Origin of the sequence: Streptomyces phaeoluteigriseus (assembly GCF_001896135.2) — a bacterium.
GTDB lineage: Bacteria > Actinomycetota > Actinomycetes > Streptomycetales > Streptomycetaceae > Streptomyces > Streptomyces phaeoluteigriseus.
This window is the reverse complement of the sequence record NZ_MPOH02000017.1, coordinates 158,376-182,777: the sequence shown is the minus strand read 5'-3', so window position 1 is coordinate 182,777 and position 24,402 is coordinate 158,376. Positions and strand designations below refer to the sequence as shown.

At 68.0% G+C, this 24,402-nt stretch carries 21 protein-coding genes and 1 pseudogene; 12 read left to right on the top strand and 10 right to left on the bottom strand.

Annotated features, from left to right (window positions below):
• Positions 1-86: 86 nt before the first annotated feature.
• Both BM536_RS28260 and BM536_RS28255 read left to right on the top strand, forming a co-directional pair.
• Positions 87-551, top strand: coding sequence for a MarR family winged helix-turn-helix transcriptional regulator (locus BM536_RS28260; RefSeq protein WP_073491236.1), 465 nt, complete (start codon positions 87-89; stop codon positions 549-551).
• 9 nt (positions 552-560) lie between these two features.
• Positions 561-1,013 carry a GNAT family N-acetyltransferase gene (locus tag BM536_RS28255; RefSeq protein ID WP_073491235.1) on the top strand — a complete coding sequence of 151 codons (453 nt, stop codon included), beginning with the start codon at positions 561-563 and terminating at the stop codon, positions 1,011-1,013.
• 97 nt (positions 1,014-1,110) lie between these two features.
• On the opposite strand, the gene BM536_RS28250 is transcribed toward BM536_RS28255, so the two are convergent.
• Positions 1,111-2,496, bottom strand: coding sequence for a serine hydrolase domain-containing protein (locus BM536_RS28250; RefSeq protein WP_073491234.1), 1,386 nt, complete (start codon positions 2,494-2,496; stop codon positions 1,111-1,113).
• 310 nt (positions 2,497-2,806) lie between these two features.
• Positions 2,807-3,487, bottom strand: coding sequence for a TetR/AcrR family transcriptional regulator (locus BM536_RS28245; RefSeq protein ID WP_073491264.1), 681 nt, complete (start codon positions 3,485-3,487; stop codon positions 2,807-2,809).
• A gap of 73 nt (positions 3,488-3,560) precedes the next feature.
• On the opposite strand from BM536_RS28245, the gene BM536_RS28240 reads away from it, so the two are divergent.
• Together BM536_RS28240 and BM536_RS28235 are read left to right on the top strand one after the other, a co-directional pair.
• Positions 3,561-4,676: an FAD-dependent oxidoreductase gene (locus BM536_RS28240; protein WP_073491233.1), complete on the top strand. Its 1,116-nt coding sequence runs from the start codon at positions 3,561-3,563 to the stop codon at positions 4,674-4,676.
• 284 nt (positions 4,677-4,960) lie between these two features.
• Positions 4,961-5,527: a dihydrofolate reductase family protein gene (locus BM536_RS28235; RefSeq protein WP_073491232.1), complete on the top strand. Its 567-nt coding sequence runs from the start codon at positions 4,961-4,963 to the stop codon at positions 5,525-5,527.
• A gap of 195 nt (positions 5,528-5,722) precedes the next feature.
• On the opposite strand, the gene dnaB is transcribed toward BM536_RS28235, so the two are convergent.
• Complete coding sequence (gene dnaB, locus BM536_RS28230; RefSeq protein ID WP_073491231.1) at positions 5,723-7,198, bottom strand: replicative DNA helicase; 1,476 nt, start codon at positions 7,196-7,198, stop codon at positions 5,723-5,725.
• Positions 7,199-7,658: 460 nt separating this feature from the next.
• Between dnaB and BM536_RS28225 the strand changes: the two genes are divergently transcribed.
• The gene (locus BM536_RS28225; protein WP_073491263.1) at positions 7,659-8,996 is read left to right on the top strand and encodes an MATE family efflux transporter; all 1,338 of its coding nucleotides are present in this window, start codon (positions 7,659-7,661) and stop codon (positions 8,994-8,996) included.
• Between the two features lie 139 nt (positions 8,997-9,135).
• Here BM536_RS28225 and rplI read toward each other — a convergent pair whose 3' ends face one another.
• The 4 genes and pseudogenes from rplI to rpsF form a co-directional block, all read right to left on the bottom strand.
• Positions 9,136-9,582 (bottom strand): 50S ribosomal protein L9, encoded by a 447-nt coding sequence (gene rplI / locus BM536_RS28220; RefSeq protein WP_073491230.1) that lies wholly within the window; start codon positions 9,580-9,582, stop codon positions 9,136-9,138.
• Between the two features lie 18 nt (positions 9,583-9,600).
• Positions 9,601-9,837, bottom strand: a complete 237-nt coding sequence (gene rpsR / locus BM536_RS28215; protein WP_020130672.1) for a 30S ribosomal protein S18 — start codon at positions 9,835-9,837, stop codon at positions 9,601-9,603.
• An 81-nt stretch (positions 9,838-9,918) separates the two neighbouring features.
• Positions 9,919-10,532 (bottom strand): annotated as a pseudogene (locus BM536_RS28210) (single-stranded DNA-binding protein).
• Between the two features lie 80 nt (positions 10,533-10,612).
• Positions 10,613-10,903: a 30S ribosomal protein S6 gene (rpsF, locus tag BM536_RS28205; protein ID WP_006604399.1), complete on the bottom strand. Its 291-nt coding sequence runs from the start codon at positions 10,901-10,903 to the stop codon at positions 10,613-10,615.
• A 288-nt stretch (positions 10,904-11,191) separates the two neighbouring features.
• Between rpsF and BM536_RS28200 the strand changes: the two genes are divergently transcribed.
• The 3 genes from BM536_RS28200 (at position 11,192) to BM536_RS28190 (ending at position 13,971) form a co-directional block, all read left to right on the top strand.
• Positions 11,192-11,503 (top strand): hypothetical protein, encoded by a 312-nt coding sequence (locus BM536_RS28200; protein WP_073491228.1) that lies wholly within the window; start codon positions 11,192-11,194, stop codon positions 11,501-11,503.
• A gap of 222 nt (positions 11,504-11,725) precedes the next feature.
• The gene (gene femX / locus BM536_RS28195; RefSeq protein ID WP_073491227.1) at positions 11,726-12,847 is read left to right on the top strand and encodes a peptidoglycan bridge formation glycyltransferase FemX; all 1,122 of its coding nucleotides are present in this window, start codon (positions 11,726-11,728) and stop codon (positions 12,845-12,847) included.
• 92 nt (positions 12,848-12,939) lie between these two features.
• Positions 12,940-13,971: an alanine racemase gene (locus BM536_RS28190; RefSeq protein WP_073491226.1), complete on the top strand. Its 1,032-nt coding sequence runs from the start codon at positions 12,940-12,942 to the stop codon at positions 13,969-13,971.
• 80 nt (positions 13,972-14,051) lie between these two features.
• Here BM536_RS28190 and BM536_RS28185 read toward each other — a convergent pair whose 3' ends face one another.
• Together BM536_RS28185 and BM536_RS28180 are read right to left on the bottom strand one after the other, a co-directional pair.
• Complete coding sequence (locus BM536_RS28185; protein WP_073491225.1) at positions 14,052-15,551, bottom strand: glycosyltransferase family 87 protein; 1,500 nt, start codon at positions 15,549-15,551, stop codon at positions 14,052-14,054.
• A 131-nt stretch (positions 15,552-15,682) separates the two neighbouring features.
• Positions 15,683-18,373: a transglycosylase domain-containing protein gene (locus tag BM536_RS28180; protein ID WP_073491224.1), complete on the bottom strand. Its 2,691-nt coding sequence runs from the start codon at positions 18,371-18,373 to the stop codon at positions 15,683-15,685.
• Between the two features lie 384 nt (positions 18,374-18,757).
• Here BM536_RS28180 and BM536_RS28175 point away from each other — a divergent pair, with 384 nt between their 5' ends.
• The 4 genes from BM536_RS28175 to BM536_RS28160 all read left to right on the top strand — a co-directional run bounded on the left by BM536_RS28175 (position 18,758) and on the right by BM536_RS28160 (position 22,624).
• Positions 18,758-19,441, top strand: a complete 684-nt coding sequence (locus tag BM536_RS28175) for a PadR family transcriptional regulator (protein WP_073491223.1) — start codon at positions 18,758-18,760, stop codon at positions 19,439-19,441.
• Positions 19,442-19,485: 44 nt separating this feature from the next.
• Positions 19,486-20,568 (top strand): inositol-3-phosphate synthase, encoded by a 1,083-nt coding sequence (locus BM536_RS28170; protein ID WP_073491222.1) that lies wholly within the window; start codon positions 19,486-19,488, stop codon positions 20,566-20,568.
• Between the two features lie 163 nt (positions 20,569-20,731).
• On the top strand, positions 20,732-21,994 hold the full coding sequence (locus BM536_RS28165; RefSeq protein ID WP_073491262.1) for an MFS transporter: 1,263 nt from the start codon (positions 20,732-20,734) through the stop codon (positions 21,992-21,994).
• 123 nt (positions 21,995-22,117) lie between these two features.
• A complete protein-coding gene (locus tag BM536_RS28160) occupies positions 22,118-22,624 on the top strand; it encodes an LppU/SCO3897 family protein (protein ID WP_073491221.1) in 507 nt (168 codons plus the stop codon).
• 106 nt (positions 22,625-22,730) lie between these two features.
• On the opposite strand, the gene BM536_RS28155 is transcribed toward BM536_RS28160, so the two are convergent.
• Positions 22,731-24,197 (bottom strand): CCA tRNA nucleotidyltransferase, encoded by a 1,467-nt coding sequence (locus BM536_RS28155; RefSeq protein ID WP_073491220.1) that lies wholly within the window; start codon positions 24,195-24,197, stop codon positions 22,731-22,733.
• Positions 24,198-24,402: the final 205 nt, after the last annotated feature.

The following is a 24,402-nucleotide window of genomic DNA, read 5'->3' as shown; positions in this document are numbered from 1 at the left end:
GCAGACGCGGGATGCATGCAACTGCGGTCTATTGCGGGGCTGCTCTATCCTGGGATCCAGCCGCACCGGGACGGAGGAGAACACCCATGACTGCGACGGACCCCGCGCTCACCGCTCTCGCTCAGGGCTGGTGCGCCCTCTCCCTGCTCCACGGCAGGATCGAGGCCCACATCGAGCGTGCTCTCCAGGCCCGGCACGACCTGAGCGTGCGCGAGTACTCCCTCCTCGACGTGCTCAGCCGCCAGCACGACGACGAGGGCGGCCATCTGCAGATGAAGCAGGTCGCCGACGCCGTCGTCCTCAGCCAGAGCGCGACCACGCGGCTCGTCACCCGCCTCGAGGACCGTGGCCTGCTGGAGCGCTACCTGTGCCCCACGGACCGCCGCGGCATCTACACGAACGTCACCGAGGCCGGCCTGGAGCTGCTGGCCGAGGCCCGCCCGACCAACGACGCCGCCCTTCGCGAGGCCCTCGACAAGGCGGCGGAGAACCCCGAGCTGGCCCCGCTGGTCCGGGTCGTGGAGTCCTTGAAGACCCCCGCCGCTGCATAGGGTGCGACCATGGGAGATCTTGAGATACGTGCCGCCGTCGCCGAGGACGTCCCAGCGATCGTCGGCCTGCTCGCGGACGACCCCCTGGGTGCGCGGCGCGAGTCGCCGGACGACCTCGCCCCGTATGTGAGCGCGCTGGAGCGGATCAGCGCCGACCCGAACCAACGTCTGGTCGTCGCCGTGTGCGAGGGACGGGTCGTCGGCACGCTCCAACTGACGATCGTGCCCGGCCTCTCCCGGCGCGGGGCGACCAGGTCGATCATCGAGGGCGTACGCGTCCACGCCGACGAGCGCGGCAGCGGCCTGGGCACCCGGTTCATCGAGTGGGCGATCGAGGAGTCCAGGCGGGAGAACTGCCGACTGGTCCAGCTGACCTCCGACAGCACACGCACCGACGCCCACCGCTTCTACGAGCGGCTGGGTTTCGAAGCCTCACACGTCGGCTTCAAGCTCCAGCTCTGAAGCGCCCGGACGGCGACAGCGCCACCGCTCCTCCCGGACGTCACAAAGCAGGAAGGCCGTGTTTCACGTGAAACACGGCGCCTTCCCGTCTTGAGCGCTAGCCGATCCCCCGCCATCCCTGCGCGTCCACACCGCCGGGCACCTCGGCCCGTTCGTCGTAGGGCTGGCGCGTGAACACGAACGACCCGAGGTCGAGGTGATCCACGGCTCCGTCCGGTCGCCGTACGGCCCGCAGAGTCTCGCCGGCGAAGTAGCCCTCCAGCCCTGTCCACGTTCCGTCGCCGTTCGCCCGGAACCGCGAGCGTCGCCCACCGCCGGAGAGCGGCCCGAGGGAGAGGTCGCCATCAGCCATGACCCGCAGGGCGAACGGACTGGTCCCCCAGTACCACTGACCCGCCAACTCCAGGACGGCCCGATCGACATCCCGCAGCGGCCGCCACGGCTCCGGAATCCGCGGTTCGGCCTCGGCCACGATGCGGACGAGGTCGGCGGCCACCTGAGTCACCATCGGACCGGACGTGCAGTTGGCGAGGACCACGGCGGCGACGTCGTCGGCCACGCTGATCGTGAGGCCGGCCAGAAAACCCGGCACCGATCCGGAGTGCCCCACGAGCACCCGGCCGCCCAGGTTCTCGATCCGCATCCCGAGCCCGTAGGTGCCGCCGTCCACGAGGTCGGTGAGTTCGGCCGGCGCCGCGGGCGTCCGCATCTCCTTGAGCGTCTCCGCGCTCAGCACCCGGTCGTCCCCTCGGACCAGGAAGGCGGCGAACCGTGCCAGGTCGCCGCTCGTGGACCAGAGCTGCCCGGCCGCGGCCATCCGGCCGAAGTCCTCGGCGGGCTCGGGCAGCATCACATCGGCCCAGGGGTGCACCGCCCAGCCCTCCGCCTGAGGAGCCACGGGCCGCGCACTCGTGCGGTCGAGACTCAGGGGTTCGAGCACTTCCCGCCGTAGTACCTCCTCCCACGGCGCGCCGCGGAGTTCCTCGACAAGGGCGCCGAGGACGCTGTAGCCGGGGTTGGAGTAGTGGAAACGACGCCCCGGCGGATGCAGGGCGGGCTGGTCACCGAGAACGTCGGAGAGGTCGGGACGCAGCGTGCCCGGTGTCCGCTCCCACCACGGACCGGGTGACTCGGCCGCCAACCCGGCCGTATGAGCGAGAAGTTGGGCGATGGTCGCCTCCCCGGCGCCCGAGCCCGGCAGATGCTTCTCCAGCGGGTCCTCGAGGTCGAGCGCCCCTTCGTCCCGCAGCCGCAGCACCAGGACGGCGGTGAAGGTCTTGGTGATCGAGCCGATCCGATACTGCACGTTCTCGTCCGGCGCGTGCCCGTCGACGCAGGTCCGCGCCCCGTGCCACACAGCCCACCCGTCCCGCACCACCGCGGCGACGAGCGAGGGCGCCCGCCCCTCGGACTGGGCGACGGCGATCCGGTGCAGCAGCGCCCGCCGCGTGCCGGGCAGCAGCTCTTCCAGAGGTGTCGTCATGAACCCAGTCCACCCGGCGGCGCTGCCGGAGTCGAGTCCATTTCGCCGAGGGCACTGTAAGTCCAGGATCGCGTGACATGCAGTTCTGAGCCGACCAGCGGAGCCTGAGGTGTCTCAACGCATCTGGTGCGGCTGGAATCTCAGTTCCATGGCATTTCTCTGCGGCGGGCCGGAGAGCCGGCCGGTGCTGCAGTCTCCGCGCGCTTCGGCGATGTCGCGTCGTCTCAACCTGTCAGCCCGCCGACCTGGGCGCCATGGGCCGGTCCCAGTCATCGGTCCCGGTCATCGGTCCCGGTCCTTCGGCCGCGCGTCACCTTGAGATGCGGGCTTCAATGCCGTCGAGCAGGAAGTCGAGGCCGATCCGGAAGGTGTCGTCGGCGTCCAGATGGGCGGCATCGCGCACCACCGTGGCCAGCGCGGGGAATCGGCCGGTGGCCAGGGTCCGCTCCAGATAGGGCCCGAGTGAGGCCTGCCAGCGCTTCTCGTCCATCCCGGTGGCCCGCTCGGCCCGCCGCTCGGCGACCTCTCGGCGTACCGCTCCGATCACGTACGCGTTGACTGCGGCGACCACCGGCATGACGGCGTCCACGTCGACGTCGCCCAGTGCGGCCACCACGGCCTCTCCACTGGCCAGTGCGTGCGGCCCCAACTGGGGTCGGCCACCCAGTAGGTCGGCGAGCCATTCGTGCTCGTGAGCGGCGTGCCGAGTGGCTTCGGCAAGAGACTGGAGCACCTCCCGCCAACCGTCTCCGACCGGCCGGACCTCGCCGTGGACGGCGTCGACCATGAGGTCGAGCAGCTCCTCCTTGCTGGCGATGTAGCCGTACAGCCGCATCGGACGGACGTCCAGCGCGGTGGCGACCTTACGCAGCGACACCCCGTCCAGGCCGTCCGCGTCGGCCAGCTGGATCGCCGCTCGCACGATCCGCTCCCGGCTCAACGGGGCCGGCACGGGTCGATTCGGCGGCTCCGGCCTCTCCCACACCAACATGCCGCTCACCATACTTCGCATCCGAGCGATACAGTGTATCGGTCAGTACGGTGTATCGAGGGGAAAGCAGCCAATGACCATTGCCATCGTCGGAGCCGGCCTCGGAGGCCTGACCCTCGCCCGTGTGCTGCACGTGAACGGCATGGACTCCGTCGTCTATGAACGTGAATCGTCACGCCATGCGCGTGGCCAGGGCGGCATGCTCGACATCCACTCCGGCCAGCGGGCGCTGCGCGAGGCCGGTCTGATCGACCAGTTCTACGGAATCGCCCGAGGCGCGGGCCAGGACATGCGTCTTCTCAAGCCGGATGGCACCCTGCTGTTCCAGGAGGACACGCCCGACGACGCCCCGCTCGAGCGACCCGAGGTCGACCGCGCCGATCTGCGCAACCTGCTGCTGGATTCCCTCCCCGAAGACGTGGTGCGCTGGGGGCACGCGCTCACATCCGCCGCCAACGGCCTGCTGCACTTCGCCGACGGCAGCAGTGCGACGTATGACCTGCTGGTCGGCGCGGACGGCGCGCAGTCCCGGGTCCGCGCGCTGCTCACCGACGCCCGCCCGGCGCATATCGGCCAGAACGTCGTCGAGGTCGGCATTCCCGACATCGACCGCACGCACCCCGCGCTCGCGGCGATGGTCGGGCGCGGCAACTACTGGGTCCTCGGCAACGGACTGTCCCTGGCGGCGCAGCGCAACGGTGACGGCCGCGTTCGCATCGGCCTCAGCTTCTACAACACGGCCGAGGACTGGTTCGCCACCAGCGGGATCCCGTTCGACGACCCGGCCGCCGCCCGGGCGCGGCTGATCGACCTGCTCCCTGGCTGGGACCAACGGTTCATCGCGCTGATCGAGGCCTGCGACGACACGGTCGTGCCGCGGGCGATCACCGCTCTCCCGGTCGGCCTTACCTGGCCGTCAAAGCCGGACGTCACGCTGGTCGGCGATGCCGCGCACCTGATGCCGCCGGTGGGCGAGGGCGCCAACATGGCGCTGCTCGACGGCGCCCTGCTCGGTCTCGCGCTGGCCGCGCACCCGGACGACTTTCCCGCCGCCGTCAGAGAACACGAACGCGAGATGTTCGAACGCACCAGCGCTGCCGCCCGGATGTCCACGGACTTGCAGGAACTGCTGATGTCACCGGACGCCGGCAAGAAGATGCTCGCGTTCTTTCAACCTGACGGAATCTGACTCCCCACAGGCACTGCGGGGACTCGCCGCTCGTGACACGTCGATCTTGCGTGACCTGGGCGTTCTCGGTTGTCTCACGGCCTTGTCCCCCGTGATCAGTCTCAAATTCAATGGCATTTCCTCGCGAGGGCGAGGTCGAGATCAGGCGGCTTGCCCGTGTCGGCCGAGTACACCACGCTGAGCCCCGAGCCCGAGGACCACCGGCGAGCCCGGCTCGCGCACCGATGAGTTTCCCGCCCGGCGCCGGTCCATACGCCGGAGTCCGACTCACGAAAGGCTGGGCCATGCGGAAACTGATCTACGCCATGAACCTGACCCTGGACGGCTACATCGCCGCGGCCGGCGACGACATCGGCTGGAGCGGGCCGCGGAACCACGAGCTGTTCCAGTGGTGGCTCGACCAGGAGCAGGCGAGTGGCCTGTCGCTGTACGGGCGCAAGCTGTGGGAGGCGATGAGTTCCTACTGGCCGACCGGCGACCAGCAGCCCAACGCCACCCCGGCGGAGATCGAGTTCGCGCGGAACTGGCGGGACACGCCGAAGGTGGTGTTCTCCTCGACGATCGACAAGGTCGACTGGAACACCCGCCTGGTCACCGGCGACGCGATCGCCGAGATCACCCGGCTCAAGGCAGAGGACGGCGGCTCCATGCGCATCGGCGGCGCAACGCTCGCCGGGGCGGCCATGCGCGCCGGGCTGATCGACGAGTACACGATCGTCACCCATCCGGTCCTGGTGGGCGGCGGTACGCCGTTCTTCACGGCGCTGGACAGCTGGGTGAACCTGAACCTGGTGGAGACACGGACGTTTTCCGGCGGCGTGGCCCTGACCAGGTACGAGGCGAGGCGTTGAGCAGCTTCCCGCTGTCTCGCGGCTTGGGTCGGTGTCTCCTCCCACCCTGGCTTTGTCAGCGGCGCGTAGGGCGGTCCGGTGGCTGGCTCCGCCGCGTGGCCGCCGGAGGGGGATGTCAAACACGGCATATGTGCCGCCTGTGTGCCGTCGGAGATGAGATTGTGCCGCGAGATGTGAGACCCCCCAAGCACGCGATCAGGTCTGCGCCATGTCCACGAAGCGCGAGTAGTGACCCTGGAAGGCCACGGTGATCGTGGCCGTCGGACCGTTACGGTGCTTGCCCACGATGATGTCCGCCTCGCCCGCGCGCGGCGACTCCTTCTCGTACGCGTCCTCGCGGTGCAGCAGGATCACCATGTCGGCGTCCTGCTCGATGGAGCCGGACTCACGCAGGTCGGACACCATCGGCTTCTTGTCCGTGCGTTGCTCGGGACCACGGTTCAGCTGGGAGAGCGCGATCACCGGGACCTCCAGCTCCTTGGCGAGGAGCTTGAGGTTACGGGACATGTCCGACACCTCCTGCTGACGGCTCTCGGAGCGCTTGGAGCCACCGGCCTGCATCAGCTGGAGGTAGTCGATGATCACGAGCTTGATGTCGTTGCGCTGCTTCAGTCGTCGGCACTTCGCGCGGATCTCCATCATCGACAGGTTCGGCGAGTCGTCGATGTAGAGCGGTGCGGACGACACCTCGGGCATCCGGCGGGCCAGACGGGTCCAGTCCTCGTCCGTCATCGTGCCGGAGCGCATGTGGTGCAGGGCGACACGGGCCTCGGCGGACAGCAGGCGCATCGCGATCTCGTTGCGCCCCATCTCGAGGGAGAAGATGACGCTGGGCAGGTTGTGCTTGATCGAGGCCGCGCGGGCGAAGTCCAGGGCGAGCGTGGACTTACCCATGGCGGGCCGGGCCGCGATGACGATCATCTGGCCGGGGTGCAGCCCGTTGGTGAGCGAGTCGAGATCCGTGAAACCGGTGGGCACGCCAGTCATCTCGCCGCTGCGCGAGCCGATCGCCTCGATCTCGTCGAGGGCGCCCTCCATGATGTCGCCGAGCGGGAGGTAGTCCTCGCTGGTGCGCTGCTCGGTGACGGCGTAGATCTCGGCCTGGGCGCGGTTGACGATCTCGTCGACGTCGTCATCGCCCGCGTATCCCATCTGGGTGATCCGGGTACCGGCCTCGACCAGGCGGCGCAGGACCGCCCGCTCGTGCACGATCTCCGCGTAGTACTCGGCGTTCGCCGCCGTCGGCACGGTCTGGACGAGCGTGTGCAGATACGACGCGCCACCGACCTTGTTGATCTCGCCGCGCTTGGTGAGCTCGGCGGCGATCGTGATGGGGTCGGCCGGCTCACCCTTGGCATAGATGTCGAGGACGGCCTGGTAGATCGTCTCGTGCGCCGGCTTGTAGAAGTCGTGGCCCTTGAGGATCTCGACGACATCGGCAATGGCGTCCTTGGACAGGAGCATGCCGCCGAGTACCGACTGCTCGGCGTCGAGGTCCTGAGGCGGCACCCGCTCGAAGGGCGTCCCGCCTCCGTCCCACTCCCCGCTGTCCCGGCCCCGGTCATGCTGCTCGTCGCGCCCGCGGCCCCCGTCGCGCCGGCGTGCGGGGGGCAGACGATCACTGGGACCGCTGTCGGCCCACGGATCGTCCAAGGGCTCGGAAATGCTCAACCGAGCCACCTCCTCCCGTCCGCGGAGCGGACCTAACCGCGCCCCATATTTCTACGGCACGGCACTGACAACTAAGAGGCCCAACTCCGGTTCGGGCGCGTCGGTTTTGTGAGACTTTCACGGTCGACGAACGGAGCGGGCGCCGGACCACGGTAGGCCCGCAGGCCACGTCAGCCAATCTGGTTATCCACAGGCCATGTGGACGACGGCCCCGATGCTGTGGACAACTGCGCGAAACCTGTGCACGACCCGGTGGACAGCCCTGTGAACAAGCACTCCCCTTTTCCTCCCCGACTTCGCTGACCAGCAGGTTTCCCGTCCACCGGCTGTGCAGAAGAAAAACTTTCCCAGTGGGATCAAGATCGTCGCGAAGGGTGCAGGGGAGCACACACAGGGAGTCACCAAGTAAGGGTCACCAGGCAATTGCATGTCTTACCTGTGGATGATTAGATTGGTGGCCATGACACCGGCTCCCACGATCCCCAAGGCCACGCGGCGACAGCACGATCGAGAGATCGTCGCACTGGCCGTCCCGGCCTTCGGTGCACTCGTCGCCGAGCCCCTTTTCGTCCTGGCCGACAGCGCCATCGTGGGCCACCTCGGCACCGCGCAACTCGCCGGACTCGGTGTGGCCTCCGCTCTCCTGACCACAGCCGTCAGCATCTTCGTCTTCCTCGCCTACGCCACCACGGCTGCCGTCGCACGACGCGTGGGCGCCGGCGATCTTCCGGCAGCCATCCGCCAGGGCATGGACGGCATCTGGCTGGCACTGCTGCTCGGCGCGGCCGTGATCGCTCTCGTCCTGCCCACCGCCCCCTCCCTCGTGGCCCTCTTCGGCGCCTCCGAGACGGCCGCCCCGTATGCGATCACCTATCTGCACATCTCGGCACTGGGCATCCCGGCCATGCTGGTCGTCCTCGCCGCGACCGGTGTTCTGCGCGGACTCCAGGACACGAGGACTCCGCTCTACGTCGCCATCGGGGGCTTCGTCGCCAACGCCCTGCTGAACGTCGGTCTCGTCTACGGCGCGGATCTCGGCATCGCGGGCTCCGCCTGGGGCACGGTCATCGCCCAGTGCGGCATGGCCGCCGTCTACCTCGTCGTGGTGGTCCGAGGTGCCCGGCGGCATGGCGCCTCGTTGCGTCCCGACGCCGCCGGCATCCGCGCCTCGGCCCAAGCCGGAGTGCCCCTGCTCGTGCGCACCCTGTCCCTGCGGGCGGTACTGATGATCGCCACCGCCGTTGCCGCCCGCCTCGGTGACGCGGACATCGCGGCACATCAGATCGTCCTGTCGCTCTGGAGCCTGCTGGCCTTCGCTCTCGATGCCATCGCCATCGCCGGACAGGCGATCATCGGGCGTTACCTCGGTGCAGACGACCCCCAGGGCGCCCGGGTCGTCTGCCGCCGCATGGTCGAATGGGGTATTGCCGTGGGTGCCATGTTGGCCCTGCTCGTGGTGCTGGCCCGGCCACTGTTCCTGCCCCTGTTCACCGGGGACCCGGGAGTCAAGGACGCCGCGCTGCCCGCATTGCTCGTGGTGGCCCTGTCCCAGCCGGTCTGTGCCATCGTCTTCGTCCTGGACGGCGTGCTCATGGGTGCCGGAGACGGCCCTTACCTCGCCTGGGCGATGGTGCTCACCCTGGCGGTCTTCGCTCCGGTCGCCCTGCTGGTCCCGGCTCTCGGCGGCGGTCTGACCGCGCTGTGGGGAGCGATGACGCTGATGATGGTGGTCCGAATGCTGACCCTCTGGCTGCGCACCCGTTCGGGACGCTGGCTGGTCACCGGCGCGAGCCGCTGATCGTTTCACGTGAAACGGGTGTTTCACGTGAAACACCACCGCGTGGAGCCGGTCCCCGCCTGACAGCGCTGGGCACGCGGAAGGGGCCGCACCCCTGAGGATGCGGCCCCTTCCCAGCTCTACGAGCCGAGTGCAGCGATCAGGCCGCGACGACCTCGAGGTTGACCTTGGCGGCCACCTCGGGGTGCAGACGCACGGACGTCTCGTGGGCGCCCAGGGTCTTGATCGGCGAACCGAGCTCGATGCGGCGCTTGTCGACCTCGGGGCCACCGGAAGCCTTGATCGCCGAGGCGATGTCGGCCGGGGTGACGGAACCGAAGAGACGACCGGCGTCGCCGGAGCGGACCGCGAGGCGGACCTTGACGCCCTCGAGCTGGGCCTTCACAGCGTTGGCCTGCTCGATGGTCTGGATCTCGTGGATCTTGCGAGCACGACGGATCTGCTCGACGTCCTTCTCGCCGCCCTTGGTCCAGCGGATCGCGAAGTTCCGCGGGATCAGGTAGTTGCGAGCGTAGCCGTCCTTGACGTCGACGACTTCGCCGGCGGCACCGAGGCCAGAGACCTCGTGGGTGAGGATGATCTTCATTTTTCGGTCACCCTTCCCTTATCGCGCCTGGGCGGTGTAGGGCAGCAGCGCCATCTCACGGCTGTTCTTCACGGCCGTGGCGACGTCACGCTGGTGCTGCGTGCAGTTGCCGGTCACGCGGCGGGCACGGATCTTGCCGCGGTCGGAAATGAACTTCCGCAGCATGTTCGTGTCCTTGTAGTCCACGTACGTGACCTTGTCCTTGCAGAATGCGCAGACCTTCTTCTTCGGCTTGCGCACAGGCGGCTTCGCCATGGTGATTCTCCTGTGTGATCAAGAAGTTGGGTTACGACCCGCCTTCGACCCGAACAGGCCCGGAGAACCGGGCCCGAAGGCCTAGAAGGGGGGCTCGTCCGAGTAGCCGCCGCCAGCGCCGCCGCTGCCGCCGGAGTTTCCACCCCAGCCGCCGCCACCACCGCTGCGCCCTGGCTGCCACCGGCGGGAGCACCGGTCGCCCACGGGTCGTCGGCGGGAGCGCCGCCACCCTGCTGGCCGCCGCCGGAGTTTCCACCCCAGCTGCCGCCACCCTGGGCGCCGCCGCCACCGGCTCCGCCGAAGCCACCGCCACCACCCTGACCACCGCGGCCGGCGGTCTTGGTGACCTTGGCCGTGGCGTTGCGCAGGCTGGGACCGACTTCCTCGACGTCCAGCTCGTAGACCGTGCGCTTGACGCCCTCGCGGTCCTCGTAGGACCGCTGCTTCAGCCGGCCCTGCACGAGGACGCGCATGCCTCGCTGGAGCGACTCAGCGACGTTCTCCGCCGCCTGACGCCAGACCGAGCAGGTCAGGAACAGGCTTTCGCCGTCCTTCCACTCGTTCGTCTGACGGTCGAAGGTGCGCGGGGTGGACGCGACACGGAACTTCGCGACCGCCGCACCGGAGGGGGTGAAGCGCAGCTCGGGGTCGTCGACAAGATTGCCGATGACCGTGATGACGGTCTCGCCTGCCATGGGGGAACCTCTCGGCGGGTTTGCTGCTGCTGGCTGCTAGTGCTGCTACTCGGATCCCGAGACCAGCTGAGCGGGAGAGCTCAGTGGGTTTCGGGGCGGAGGACCTTGGTCCGGAGGACCGACTCGTTCAGGTTCATCTGGCGGTCGAGCTCCTTGACGACCGCAGGCTCTGCCTGAAGGTCGATGACCGAGTAGATGCCCTCGGGCTTCTTCTTGATCTCGTACGAGAGACGACGACGGCCCCAGGTGTCGACCTTCTCCACCTTTCCGTTGCCCTCACGGACAACGGAGAGGAAGTTCTCGATCAGCGGGGAGACAGCGCGCTCTTCGAGATCGGGGTCGAGGATGACCATCACTTCGTAGTGACGCATGTGGAACCCACCTCCTTTGGACTCAGCGGCCACGGTCGTTCCGTGGCAGGAGGGTTGTGATGCGTACGCAACGGTATCGGCCGCCACTGACAATCGGGGGGTCGCGTCGCGACGCTCCCGCTCTCAGGTGGGCGGATTCCCTGGCTGTGCCTGGGCAGACACCGGTGCAGAGGGTACAGACTACCTGCACACCGGCTTCCGGTTGAAATCCGGCCGGGGAGGCCGTCAGTCTGTACACATCGGGTGTGTATGGCGCTACGATGCGCCGCTCTCCGCAGGAGGTGCCTCATGGCACAGGCATTGCGACCCAACACCGCCGGTTCTCTCCTCGCCACCGACGGCAGGCCCCATCCGCTCCAGGACGCGCTCACGGCCGTCACCCTGGTCCTGGGGGCGGTGGCCTTCATCACGGCGATGTTCCACAGCCTCCACCTGCTCAGCTCTTGGGCCGGCCTGGTAGGGATCGCCACCGGCGCTTACGGACTGTGGATCTCCGAGACCACCCGTGAGCGCTTCGGACTGATCCTGGGCCTCGGTGCCTCCGGCATCGGCTTCTTCCTCGGTATGGCGCACGGCGGCCTCTTCGGCGGCCTCTGGTGACCTGACCGACCCCGGTCCGGCATCCACGGGCAGCACCGACATCGTCGGCGGAGAAAGCCGCTCCGGACCAACTCCGCCCCGGCGGAACGCCCCGGCCGTCCACAAGGCCGGGGCGAAGGTGCCGTACGCCCAGTCGGGGCGCTCCCGCGGCGCAGTAGGCTTCGGCCCGAGAGCCGGAGCCCCTGTACCCATGGGGACACACCAGCCCGAGGAGCGCCCCGAATGAGCCTGACCCTGAGGACGATCAGCCGCGAGCAGCATCTGGCGTACATCCAGAGCCTGCCGTCGGCGAGCCACATGCAGGTTCCGGCCTGGGCCGATGTCAAGGCCGAGTGGCGGTCGGAGAGCCTCGGCTGGTTCGACGGCAGGACCGGTGAACTCGTCGGTGCGGGCCTCGTCCTCTACCGCCAACTGCCCAAGATCAAGCGCTACCTCGCGTATCTGCCCGAGGGTCCGGTCATCAACTGGTACGCGCCGAATCTGACCGAGTGGCTGGAACCGATGCTCGCGCACCTCAAGCAGCAGGGCGCCTTCTCCGTGAAGATGGGCCCGCCGGTGATCATCCGGCGCTGGGAGGCCGTCTCCATCAAGGCGGGCATCCAGAACCCGGACGTGAAGCGACTGCGCGACATCGAGGCCGACTTCATCGAACCGCGAGCGTTCGAGGTGGCCGACAAGCTGCGCCGGATGGGCTGGCAGCAGGGCGAGGACGGCGGTGCCGGCTTCGGCGACGTCCAGCCGCGCTACGTGTACCAGGTGCCGCTGGCGAACCGTTCCCTCGAAGAGGTCCACAGGAACTTCAACCAGCTCTGGCGCCGCAACATCAAGAAGGCCGAGAAGGCCGGTGTCGAGGTCGTCCAGGGCGGCTACCACGACCTCGAGGAGTGGCAGCGCCTCTACGAGATCACGGCTGTGCGCGACCACTTCCGGCCCCGCCCGCTGTCGTACTTCCAGCGCATGTGGACAGCCCTCAACACCGAGGACCCCAACCGCATGCGCCTGTACTTCGCCCGCCACAACGGCGTGAACCTTTCGGCGGCGACCATGCTGATCGTCGGCGGACACGTCTGGTACTCCTACGGCGCCTCCGACAACATCGGCCGCGAGTTCCGCCCCTCGAACGCCATGCAGTGGCGGATGCTGCGCGACGCCTACGCGCTCGGCGCCTCCGTGTACGACCTGCGCGGCATCTCCGACTCCCTGGACGAGTCGGACCACCTGTTCGGCCTGATCCAGTTCAAGGTCGGCACGGGCGGCCAGGCCGCCGAGTACCTGGGCGAGTGGGACTTCCCGCTGAACAAGTTGCTCCACAAGGCGCTCGACATCTACATGTCGCGTCGCTGAGCACCCGTCAGCTGCTTCGATGGCGTCATACGTCTCGACAGCTTCCCCACCTCTGAATCACCGCAGCCACGAGAAAGGTTCCAGGTCCGGCCATGGCGCTCACGCTCTACGTCGACACCGCGCGCTGGCGGGCGCACCACAAGCACGTGCAGGAGCAGTTCCCGGGGCTCGTCCCGGTCTGCAAGGGCAACGGCTACGGCTTCGGGCATGAGCGGCTGGCCGAGGAGGCCACCCGGCTGGGGTCGGACATCCTCGCCGTCGGCACGACGTACGAGGCCGCGCGCATCAAGGACTTCTTCGGCGGTGACCTACTGGTGCTGACGCCGTACCGGCGCGGTGAGGAGCCCGTCCCGCTGCCCGACCGAGTCGTGCGGTCGGTGTCGTCGATCGACGGCGTCTACGGTCTCGTGGGTGCCCGCGTGGTGATCGAGGTGATGTCCTCGATGAAGCGGCACGGCATCAGCGAGCAGGACCTGCCGCAGTTGCACGCCGCCATAGAGAACGTCCGCCTGGAGGGCTTCGCCATCCATCTGCCGCTGGACCGTACCGACGGCTCGGACGCCGTCGAGGAGGTCATCGGCTGGATGGACCGGCTGCGCGCGGCCCGGCTGCCGCTGCACACGATGTTCGTGAGCCACCTCAAGGCCGATGAACTCGCCCGCCTGCAGCAGCAGTTCCCGCAGACCCGTTTCCGTGCCCGCATCGGCACGCGGCTGTGGCTGGGGGACCACGAGGCGACCGAGTACCGCGGCGCCGTCCTGGACGTCACGCGTGTCTCCAAGGGCGACCGCTTCGGCTACCGGCAGCAGAAGGCGGCCTCCGACGGCTACCTGGTGGTCGTGGCGGGCGGTACGTCGCACGGGGTGGGGCTGGAGGCCCCCAAGGCCCTGCACGGCGTCATGCCGCGCGCCAAGGGCGTCGCGCGCGCCGGCCTGGCCACGGTGAACAGGAACCTGTCGCCGTTCGTCTGGGGCGGCAAGCAGCGGTGGTTCGCCGAGCCCCCGCACATGCAGGTGTCCATCCTGTTCGTCCCCTCGGACGCACCGGAGCCGACGGTCGGGGACGAGCTGGTGGCCCATCTGCGGCACACCACCACGCAGTTCGACCGCATCATGGACCGCTGAGCAGCGCAGCGACGACGTAAGGCCGTACACGGAGCCTCCGTGTACGGCCTTACGCGTGAACGCCACCACTCTGCGTTCGCTCAGGGCGAACTATCGGCTGGATCCCGTTTGCCCCACTCCACCTGCGGTCCGTCGAAGTGGGCCGCGTGCCGGGCGGGACGGGGCGCGGCCCCGAAGACGAACACGTCCTCCGCGCCGTCGAGCACCCCACCCGAGGGATCGTCGTCCCCGGCCTGGCGGACGACGTCCCGCTCGGGCACCAGGATGTCCCGCACGACCATGACGCACAGGTAGAGCGTCCCGAGCAGGTGCACGCCGATGGCCCAGTGATAGCCGTCGGTCGGCAGTCCCTTGTGGGCGTCTCCGCTGGTGGTGTACGCGAGATACAGCCAGATACCGAGGAAGTACGCCACCTCGCAGGCCTGCCAGATCAGGAAGTCCCGCCACTTCGGCCGGGCCAGTACGGCCAGCGGCACGAGCCACAGGACGTACTGCGGCGAGTAGACCTTGTTGGTGAGGATGAAGGCCGCCACGATCAGGAAGGCCAGTTGGGCGAAGCGGGGTCGCCGCGGAGCGGTCAGCGTCAGCACCCCGATGCCCAGTCCGCACACCACGACCAGAAGCGTGGCCAGGGTGTTGACGCTGTCGGTGGTGAGCGGATCGCTGGAGTTCTGGGCCAGGATCAGCCAGAACGACCCGAAGTCGACACCCCGCTCCTGGCTGAACGTGTAGAACTTCGACCAGCCTTCGAAGGCGAAGAGCAGCACCGGCAGGTTCACCACCAGCCAGGCGACGAGCGCACCGCCCAGTGCCGTGCCGAAGTCCCGCCACTTCCCAGCCCGCCAGCACAGGACGAACAGCGGACCCAGGAGGAAGACGGGGTAGAGCTTTGCGGCGGTGGCCAGTCCCAGCAGGACGCCGAACGCGAGCGCCCGGCCTCGTGACCACATCAGCATCGCCGCGGCCGTCAGAGCGACCGCCAGCAGATCCCAGTTGATGGTGGCGGTGAGGGCGAATGCCGGCGCCAGGGCCACCAGCAGACCGTCCCAGGGCCGCCGGGCGTGCGTCCGGGCCACGCATACGGCCATGACGGCCGCGCACGCCATCAGCATCCCGGCGTTGACCATCCAGTACCACTGCCCCTGGTGCTGGGCGCTGCCGCTGCCCGGCGTCAGCCAGGCGGCGACCTCCATGAAGACTCCGGTGAGGACCGGGTATTCGAGGTACTGCATGTCGCCGGGAAGCTTGTCGAAATACGGCACGAGTCCGTCGGCGAATCCACGCCCCTGGTACAGGTGCGGGATGTCCGAGTAACAGGCATGCGTGTACTGGGAGACCGCACCGAAGAACCAGCCGCCGTTGTAGCAAGGCGCCTTCTGGATCAGTCCGAGGGCGAACATCCCGATGGCGACGAGCGCGACGACCCGGACAGGAGACAGCCAGGACGTCCCGGTGAGGGCTCGCCGCCCCAGAGGGCCACCGATCAGCTCACTCCCGGCCGCGGCCACCTCGTCATTCCTGGTCGGCCGCACCGGCTCCGGCTCGTGCACGCGCGCTGGCGTCGATTCTGCACTGGGCATGGCTCACATCCTGCCGTACGGACCTAGCAAAACACCGAGGGCCGCCCCACCTGGTCCGGTGAGGCGGCCCTCGTTTCACGTGAAACATCCGCATGTTTCACGTGAAACGCCCGTGCGGGGCGATTGCGCGACTAACCGCTTGATCCTCCGAAGAAGTTCCCGCCGTTGGCGTTGCCTCTGGTGTCATCCCCGCTGTCGCTGGGGGATGGCGAGGGACTTGCCTCGCCGGTGCCGCCGTTGTCGCCTCCGCCGTTCACGCCGCCCGAGTCGTCCTCGCAACCGAAGAAGCTGTCGCAGGTATCGGACGGGGAGGGCGACGGCTCGGGCTCCGACTCACTGGGGCTCGGGGACGGCGAAGGGCTCGCTTTCTCGCTCTCCGTGACCGACGGACTGGGCGACGGAAGCGGGTCCTCGTTGACGACCTCGCCAATGGGCTGGGGGGCCGGGAAGCCCTTCTTCGGCAGGTCCTTCATGGCCTCGGCCATGTAGTCGTGCCAGATCTCCGCCGGGAACGAGGCACCATGGATCTTCTTCTGGCCACCCGTGCCGAACATCTCCAGGAACGTACGGTTCTTCTTCGTCTCGTCGTCGTCGTACCGGAACATGGTGATCGCGGTCGACAGCTGCGGCGTGTAGCCGACGAACCAGGCCGACTTGTTGCCGTCGGTGGTACCGGTCTTGCCGGCCACCTCACGACCGGGCAACTGCGCGGCGGTGCCGGTTCCCTTCTCGACCACGGTCTTCAGAATGTCCGTGACGTTGTCGGCGACCTTCGAGGTGAACGCCTGCTTCGTGGCGGTCTTGTGCGTGTAGATCACACCGTCCTGGCTCGTGACCTTCTGGACCGAGTAGGGGTCACGCTGCTTGCCGCTCGCCGCGAAGGTGGCGTAGGAGCCCGCCATCCGGATCGCGCTCGGGTCGGAGATGCCGATCGAGAACGACGGGAAGCCGGCGCCGGTCAGACTGCCCGGCTTCAGGCCGGCGCTTAGCGCAGCCCCCTTCACCTTGTCCAGGCCGACATCCATCCCCAGCTGGACGAAGGCGGAGTTCACCGACTCACGCATTGCCTCACGCAGGTCGATCTTGAAGTTGGGCGGGGTGCCGTAGGAGGCCTGGCCGTCATTGGTCTGAAGCCACTCCTCGCCCTTCTCGTTCTTCCAGATCGTCCCGTCGTAGTTCTTGATCTTGAGCTTGTTCTTGCCGCTGAACAGGCTCTCGGGGGACACGATGGTGCGCTCGTCCTGGGCCTGCGACGACCCCAGGTCCTTGTCACGGACGCCCCAGGTCATCGCCGCCGCGAGGACGAACGGCTTGAACGTCGAACCCACCTGGGCACCGGTCTGGTCGGCGTTGTTGGTGAAGTGCTTGGTAGCGTCCTCACCGCCGTAGATCGCCTCGATGGCACCGGTCGCCGGGTTGACGGAAGCCCCGCCGAACTGGACGTGCGTGTCCGTCTCAGGACGTTCCTTCGGCTTGATGTTGGCCTTCTGAACCTTCGAGACCGCCGTCTCGAGTTCCTTGACCTTGTTCTTGTCGAAAGTCGTGTGGATCGAGTAGCCACCCTGCTGAAGCTTGTCCTGGGTGATCCCCGTTTCCTTGCTGTTGGTGATCACATAGCTGTTGGCCAGGTCGACGAGGTAACCGACCTGACCGCTCAGCTGGGTGTTCGAGCGCGGGTTCTTCCACGCGGGCAGCGTGGTGTACTTGGCCCGCGTCGCGGCGTCCAGGTGCTTGTACTCGACCATCTTGTCGAGGGTGTCCTGCATCTGGTTCAGCGCCCGCCTGCTGTTGGCCTCCGGCGTCGCGCCGGTCGGGTCGATGGAGCGGGCTCCTGCCGGGTCGTAGTAGGTGGCGCCCTTCAGCGTGGCGGCCAGGAAGGCGCACTCACCCTCGTTGAGGTCGATGGCGTCCTTGTCGAAGTACGCGCGGGCGGCCGCCTGAATGCCGTAGGCGTTGCGCCCGTAGTACGCCGAGTTCAGGTAGCCCTCGATGATGTCGTCCTTGTCCTCCTCCGCCCCGACCTTGATCGAGACGAAGATCTCCTTGAACTTCCGGGAGATCGTCTGGGACTGGTCGTTCAGCATGGCGTTCTTGACGTACTGCTGGGTGATGGTCGAGCCACCCTGCGTCTGTCCGCCCCGCGCCATGTTGAGCACCGCGCGCGCGATGCCCTTGGGGTCGATGCCGCTGTCGTCGTAGAAGGTCTTGTTCTCCTGCGAGATCACCGCCCAGCGCATCGCCTCGGGGATCTGCGAGAGATCGATGATCTGGCGGTTCGTCTCACCACCGGTGGCGACCATCTGGGTGCCGTCGGCCCAGTAGTAGACGTTGTTCTGCGCCGTGGCCGTCTCGGCGACCTTCGGGACGCCGACCATGGCGTACCCGACGCCCGCCACCGCGACCAGGCTGCCCATGAACCCGACGAACAGGCCGGTGACGAGCTTCCAGGACGGCACCCAGCGCTGCCAGCCGTACCTGCCGGCGCGCGGATAGTCGATCAGGCGCTTCTTGCCGGGCTCCGGGCGCCCTCTGCCCCGGCCCGGAGGGCCGGACGGACCCCCTCGGCGGCCTCCCGCGGGCTCGGCGCCTCGGCGCCGCCCACCCGTGCTTCTCTGTGCCGCGCGCCGGGCGTCGGCACGGCCACCGGACGACGGCTCTTCGCCTCCAGGCCCGTGGAAACCCGACCCGTACGAGTCGGAAGGAGACCCGGTGGCGCCTCGCGGTGCCGCACGGCGGCCGGAGGACGAACCGGACTGGCCGCGTCGGGCCGCGGCACGTCCGCCTTCCTGCGACTGCGGCGGTTTGCGACGGTGCTCGCTCATCGAACGACTACTCCTCGGGCAGGCGCATCCGTGCGCGCCTGGAAACGGCGGCTGGTTTCCTGTCCCCCCGAAGTACGGATGGGGTGCCTGGCGCATTCACCCGTACTGCACCGGGGAACTCGACGCCCCCCGGCGTCACGCGAGTCCCGGTGGTTTGCATGGCGCACAGACTACGCACCGTCAAAGCCTGCCTAGCCCCGAAGTTCACCCCAAATCAGGCAACTTGCCTGCAACGAAACCGTGATGTGATCCCGTTCACCATCACCCCCCTTGTCCCAGCCGGGAGGTCGTTCTATCGTGCTGATGTATCGAGTCGATACATCAGCACGACATAAGACCGACAGCGGGCCCGTCACCACGGGTCGCGGAAGAGGGGAGGCGACGATGAGCCGGCGTTCCGGGATCCTCGAATTCGCCGTCCTCGGCCTGCTCCGCGAGTCCCCGATGCACGGCTACGAGCTGCGCAAACGACTCAACACCTCACTGGGCGTGTTCCGTGCGTTCAGCTACGGAACCCTCTACCCCTGCCTCAAGACGCTGGTCACCAACGGCTGGTTGATCGAGGAGACGGGGAACAGCCCGGAGGACACCCTCGCCGCTCCTCTCACCGGACGCCGCGCCAAGATCGTCTACCGGCTGACGGCGGAAGGTAAGGAGCACTTCGAGGAGCTGCTCTCCCAGACGGGCCCGGACGCGTACGAGGACGAGACCTTCGCCGCTCGCTTCGCCTTCTTCGGGCAGACCTCCCGTGATGTGCGCATGCGCGTCCTGGAGGGCCGTCGCAGCCGCCTGGAGGAGCGTCTCGAGAAGATGCGCGCCTCGCTGGCGCGCACCAGGGAGCGCCTCGACGACTACACGCTTGAGCTCCAGCGCCACGGAATGGAGTCCGTGGAGCGCGAAGTGCGCTGGCTGAACGAGCTCATCGAGAGCGAGCGGGCGGGACGGGACCTGAAGGGTTCCGGCTCCGGTGGGGCCGCTCAGCAGAACACCACATCTGGATCGGCGGGCGGCCTGCCCCGTCCCGGGGACACCCCCGGGACGGATACGCCCGGCGAAACCGCCACGTGAGAGCCCATTCAGGGCCTCACTCGTACACACAGGGAGCAACCGGAATGGGTTCGGTTCGCGTAGCCATCGTCGGCGTGGGCAACTGCGCGGCGTCGCTGGTGCAGGGCGTCGAGTACTACAAGGACGCCGACCCGGCGTCCAAGGTCCCGGGCCTCATGCACGTGCAGTTCGGGGAATACCACGTCGGTGACGTCGAGTTCGTCGCCGCCTTCGACGTCGACGCGAAGAAGGTCGGCCTCGACCTCTCCGACGCCATCGGTGCCAGCGAGAACAACACGATCAAGATCTGCGACGTCCCGAACAAGGGCGTCACGGTTCAGCGCGGCCACACCCTCGACGGTCTCGGCAAGTACTACCGCCAGACCATCGAGGAGTCCGCCGAGGAGCCGGTCGACGTCGTCCAGATCCTCAAGGACAAGCAGGTCGACGTCCTCATCTGCTACCTGCCCGTCGGTTCCGAGGACGCGGCGAAGTTCTACGCCCAGTGCGCCATCGACGCCAAGGTCGCCTTCGTCAACGCCCTTCCGGTCTTCATCGCCGGCACCAAGTCGTGGGCGGACAAGTTCACCGAGGCCGGCGTCCCGATCGTCGGCGACGACATCAAGTCGCAGGTCGGAGCCACCATCACCCACCGCGTGATGGCGAAGCTGTTCGAGGACCGCGGTGTCCGTCTCGAGCGCACCATGCAGCTCAACGTCGGCGGCAACATGGACTTCAAGAACATGCTGGAGCGCGACCGCCTCGAGTCCAAGAAGATCTCGAAGACGCAGGCCGTCACCTCGCAGATCCCCGACCGCGACATGGGCGAGAAGAACGTCCACATCGGTCCCTCGGACTACGTGGCCTGGCTGGACGACCGCAAGTGGGCGTACGTCCGCCTCGAGGGCCGTGCCTTCGGTGACGTCCCGCTGAACCTGGAGTACAAGCTCGAGGTCTGGGACTCCCCGAACTCGGCAGGTGTCATCATCGACGCCCTGCGCGCCGCGAAGATCGCCAAGGACCGCGGCATCGGCGGCCCGATCCTGTCGGCGTCGAGCTACTTCATGAAGTCCCCGCCGGTCCAGTACTTCGACGACGAGGCCTACGAGAACGTCGAGAAGTTCATCCGCGGCGAAGTCGAGCGCTGATTCGACCAAGCACGGCGCGCGGGTCCGACAGGAGGTCGCGCGCCGGCTCGGCGCAGCACACCGCGCTGCTGCCGGCAGCGCTGAAAATTCGCTCCTGCCAGGGCTGACGAGGGCCCCCGGGTCATGTGATCCGGGGGCCTCGCCGTGTGTGAGGCTGTCCCTCATGGCCGTCGTCCGCGATCTACGCGTCCTGCTGCGCTTCGGCAACTTCCGGCGCCTGCTCGCCGTCCGGCTCCTTTCCCAGTGCGCCGACGGCGTCTACCAGGTCGCACTCGCGGCGTACGTCGTCTTCTCTCCGGAGAAACAGACCTCGGCCACCGCGATCGCCTCCGCCATGGCGGTCCTGCTGCTCCCGTACTCCCTGGTGGGCCCCTTCGCCGGCGTCCTGCTGGACCGCTGGCGCCGCCGCCAGGTGTTCCTCTACGGCAACCTCCTGCGCGCCCTGCTGGCATCGGTCACGGCCGTCCTGATCATCGGCGGCGTTCCCGACTGGCTCTTCTACGCCTCCGCCCTCTGCGTGACCGCGGTCAACCGCTTCGTCCTCGCCGGTCTGTCGGCGGCGCTGCCGCGGGTGGTCGATGCCGAGCGCCTGGTCATCGCCAACTCCCTCTCGCCGACCGCCGGAACGCTCGCCGCGACCGCGGGAGGAGGACTCGCCTTCGTGGTCCGTCTGCTGGTCGCGGATTCCGACGCCGCCGTCGTCCTGCTGGGCTCGGCGCTGTATCTGTGCGCCGCCCTGGTCTCCCTGCGCCTGGCGGTGGACCTGCTCGGACCCGAGCGGGAGCGGGTCCCACCCCGCCTCGCAGCCGCCCTCCGAGGCACGGCCCGCGGCCTTGCGGCCGGCTTGCGGCACCTCGCGGAACCCGATCGCCGACAGGCCGCCTGGGCGCTCGGCGCGATCACGCTGATGCGGTTCTGCTACGGCGCCCTCACGGTCATGATGCTGATGCTCTGCCGGTACGCCTGGTCCTCCGACACGGAGGAGGGGCTGGCCCTTCTCGGACTGGCGGTGGGCGTCGCGGGCGTGGGCTTCTTCGTGGCGGCCGTGGTGACCCCGTCGGCGGCCGGGCGGCTGGGTCCCGGCCGCTGGATCGTCGTCTGCTCGGCCGTGGCCGCTGTCCTGGAGCTCGCGCTGATGCTCCCGTTCGCCGAAGCCACCGCGTTCACCGCGGCCTTCGTCCTGGGGCTCGTCACCCAGGGCGCGAAGATCGCCACCGACACCATCGTCCAGTCCTCCGTGGAAGACGGCTTCCGTGGCCGCACCTTCTCCCTCTACGACGTGCTGTTCAACGTCGCCTTCGTCGGTGCCGCCGCGGTCGCCGCCGTGATGCTGCCGCCGGACGGACGTTCTACGGCCCTGGTGGTCACGGTCTCCGTTATCTACGGGTCTGTTTCTGTAGCAATGGCCCGATTTGAACGCCAGTAAGTGTCACATCAATGCCACAGACTCCCCCTGAGCTACGGGGCTGTCACTGGCGGCCGGTAGTTTACGTGCGTCTTATCTCGCGTCTCACGCGTCACACACCTATGTTCTCTAGGGGGACCCCCAGTGACGACTCCGCCGCCCCAGGGCGAGAATCCGTTTGCACAGCAGGGCCAGCAGCCCTACGGCCAGCCCCAGGGCCAGGCGCCGTACCCGCCGCAGCCCGGCCAGCCCGGATTCCCGCAGCAGGCCAACTCCCCTTACGGAGCGGTCCCCCCGGCGCCGCCCAGTCGCAAGATCAGTTTCAAGCTGATCAAGAACGTCGTGATCGTCCTGGCCGTCATCGGTGTGGGCATCGGCGTCTTCATATCGAACCGGGACGACGCCAACACCGCCGCGGTCGGCGACTGCATGCACCGCGGCAGCACGAATGACAACGACCCCGACCTCGAGGTCGTCGAGTGCAGCTCCTCGAAGGCGCAGTACGTGGTGCTGGCCAAGGTCGAGGGCGACTACTCCGCGATCTCCGCGGAGACCAAGTGCTCGGAGAAGGCCAAGGACTTCCAGTACTCGTACACCGAGACCGGTGACGGCAGTAACTTCCTGCTCTGCCTGAAGGACTACTCGAAGTAAGGCAGTCGCAGAGAGGGGCGGTGTTCTACGTGAAACACCGCCCCTGGGCGTATCCGGAGCGGGGGCATGTTTCGTTTCACGTGAAACATGCCCCCGCTCCATGCCCTCAGCCTTCCTTGGCCCACCACTCCCGGAGCGCCACCACTGCCGCGTCGTACCCCATCGGCCCGTTCTCCAGCCGCAGCTCCAGCAAGTGCTTGTACGCCTTGCCCACGGCGGGACCGGGGCCGACACCCAGGATCTTCATGATCTGGTTGCCGTCGAGGTCCGGGCGGATGGCGTCCAGCTCCTCTTGTTCCTTCAACTCGTCGATGCGCTCCTCCAACCCGTCGTACGCACGCGAGAGGGCGGCAGCCCTGCGCTTGTTGCGGGTCGTGCAGTCCGAGCGGGTCAGCTTGTGCAGACGGTCGAGGAGCGGTCCGGCGTCCCGTACATATCGACGGACAGCGGAGTCCGTCCATTCACCGGTGCCGTACCCGTGGAACCGCAGGTGGAGTTCGACCAGGTGCGAGACATCCTTCACCAACTCGTTGGAGTACTTCAACGCGGTCATACGCTTCTTGGTCATCTTCGCGCCGACCACCTCGTGGTGGTGGAAGGAGACCCGGCCGTCCTCCTCGAACCGACGGGTGCGCGGCTTGCCAATGTCGTGCAGCAGCGCGGCCAGACGCAGGGTCAGGTCGGGCCCCTCCTCCTCCAGCGCGATGGCCTGCTCCAGGACGATCAGCGTGTGCTCGTAGACGTCCTTGTGCCGGTGGTGCTCGTCGCTCTCCAACCGCAGGGCGGGCAACTCCGGCAGCACGTATTCGGCGAGCCCGGTGTCCACGAGCAGCGTCAGGCCCTTGCGGGGGTGCGCGGAGAGGATCAGCTTGTTGAGTTCGTCCCGAACCCGCTCGGCCGAGACGATCTCGAGCCGGCCTGCCATCTCGGTCATCGCCGTGATGACCTCCGGGGCCACCTCGAAGTCGAGCTGGGCGGCGAAGCGAGCGGCACGCATCATCCGCAGCGGGTCGTCCGAGAAGGACTCCTCGGGCGTCCCCGGAGTGCGCAGCACCCGTGCGGCGAGGTCGTCGAGACCACCGTGCGGATCGATGAACTCCTTCTCCGGGAGCGCCACGGCCATCGCGTTCACCGTGAAGTCCCGCCGGACCAGATCCTGCTCGATGGAGTCGCCGTACGACACCTCCGGCTTGCGGGACGTGCGGTCGTAGGCCTCCGAGCGGTAGGTGGTCACCTCGATCTGGAAGCTTCGGTGAACGTCTCCGACGCGGGCTTCCTTCTGCGCGGCCACCGTGCCGAACGCGATGCCGACCTCCCACACGGCATCCGCCCAAGGACGGATGATCTTCAGCACGTCCTCGGGACGGGCGTCCGTCGTGAAGTCGAGGTCGTTACCGAGCCGTCCGAGCAACGCGTCCCGGACCGAGCCGCCGACCAGCGCGAGTGAGAACCCGGCCTCCTGGAATCGGCGGGCGAGGTCGTCGGCGACAGGAGCCACCCGCAGGAGTTCACTCACCGCGCGGTGCTGCACCTGGCTGAGGGCACTGAGGTTGTCTTCATTGGCGTTCGGCACAACAGAAGAGGGTACGTGGCCCGGCACTGCGCGAGCGCCCCTATTGGGGTGGGCCGCCACCCCCCACGACAGCCGCATAAGGCAGCACTCGTGACATACACGACTGCTCCTCTTCATACGTGCACATAGGGGATCCGCCACCATCGCACCTGATCTTGTGGAGCAGACCGCGGCACTTACCCTCAGCGGGCATCGTTACCATGCG

Coding starts and splice junctions, on each gene's coding strand:
- BM536_RS28200 (WP_073491228.1), top strand. CDS start 11,192: ATGGCACAGGCATTGCGACCCAACACCGCCGGTTCTCTCCTCGCCACC.
- BM536_RS28240 (WP_073491233.1), top strand. CDS start 3,561: ATGACCATTGCCATCGTCGGAGCCGGCCTCGGAGGCCTGACCCTCGCC.
- BM536_RS28180 (WP_073491224.1), bottom strand. CDS start 18,373: ATGAGCGAGCACCGTCGCAAACCGCCGCAGTCGCAGGAAGGCGGACGT.
- BM536_RS28255 (WP_073491235.1), top strand. CDS start 561: ATGGGAGATCTTGAGATACGTGCCGCCGTCGCCGAGGACGTCCCAGCG.
- BM536_RS28170 (WP_073491222.1), top strand. CDS start 19,486: ATGGGTTCGGTTCGCGTAGCCATCGTCGGCGTGGGCAACTGCGCGGCG.
- rpsF (WP_006604399.1), bottom strand. CDS start 10,903: ATGCGTCACTACGAAGTGATGGTCATCCTCGACCCCGATCTCGAAGAG.
- BM536_RS28175 (WP_073491223.1), top strand. CDS start 18,758: ATGAGCCGGCGTTCCGGGATCCTCGAATTCGCCGTCCTCGGCCTGCTC.
- BM536_RS28250 (WP_073491234.1), bottom strand. CDS start 2,496: ATGACGACACCTCTGGAAGAGCTGCTGCCCGGCACGCGGCGGGCGCTG.
- BM536_RS28190 (WP_073491226.1), top strand. CDS start 12,940: ATGGCGCTCACGCTCTACGTCGACACCGCGCGCTGGCGGGCGCACCAC.
- BM536_RS28165 (WP_073491262.1), top strand. CDS start 20,732: ATGGCCGTCGTCCGCGATCTACGCGTCCTGCTGCGCTTCGGCAACTTC.
- rpsR (WP_020130672.1), bottom strand. CDS start 9,837: ATGGCGAAGCCGCCTGTGCGCAAGCCGAAGAAGAAGGTCTGCGCATTC.
- BM536_RS28185 (WP_073491225.1), bottom strand. CDS start 15,551: ATGCCCAGTGCAGAATCGACGCCAGCGCGCGTGCACGAGCCGGAGCCG.
- femX (WP_073491227.1), top strand. CDS start 11,726: ATGAGCCTGACCCTGAGGACGATCAGCCGCGAGCAGCATCTGGCGTAC.
- BM536_RS28235 (WP_073491232.1), top strand. CDS start 4,961: ATGCGGAAACTGATCTACGCCATGAACCTGACCCTGGACGGCTACATC.
- BM536_RS28260 (WP_073491236.1), top strand. CDS start 87: ATGACTGCGACGGACCCCGCGCTCACCGCTCTCGCTCAGGGCTGGTGC.
- BM536_RS28225 (WP_073491263.1), top strand. CDS start 7,659: ATGACACCGGCTCCCACGATCCCCAAGGCCACGCGGCGACAGCACGAT.
- BM536_RS28245 (WP_073491264.1), bottom strand. CDS start 3,487: ATGTTGGTGTGGGAGAGGCCGGAGCCGCCGAATCGACCCGTGCCGGCC.
- rplI (WP_073491230.1), bottom strand. CDS start 9,582: ATGAAGATCATCCTCACCCACGAGGTCTCTGGCCTCGGTGCCGCCGGC.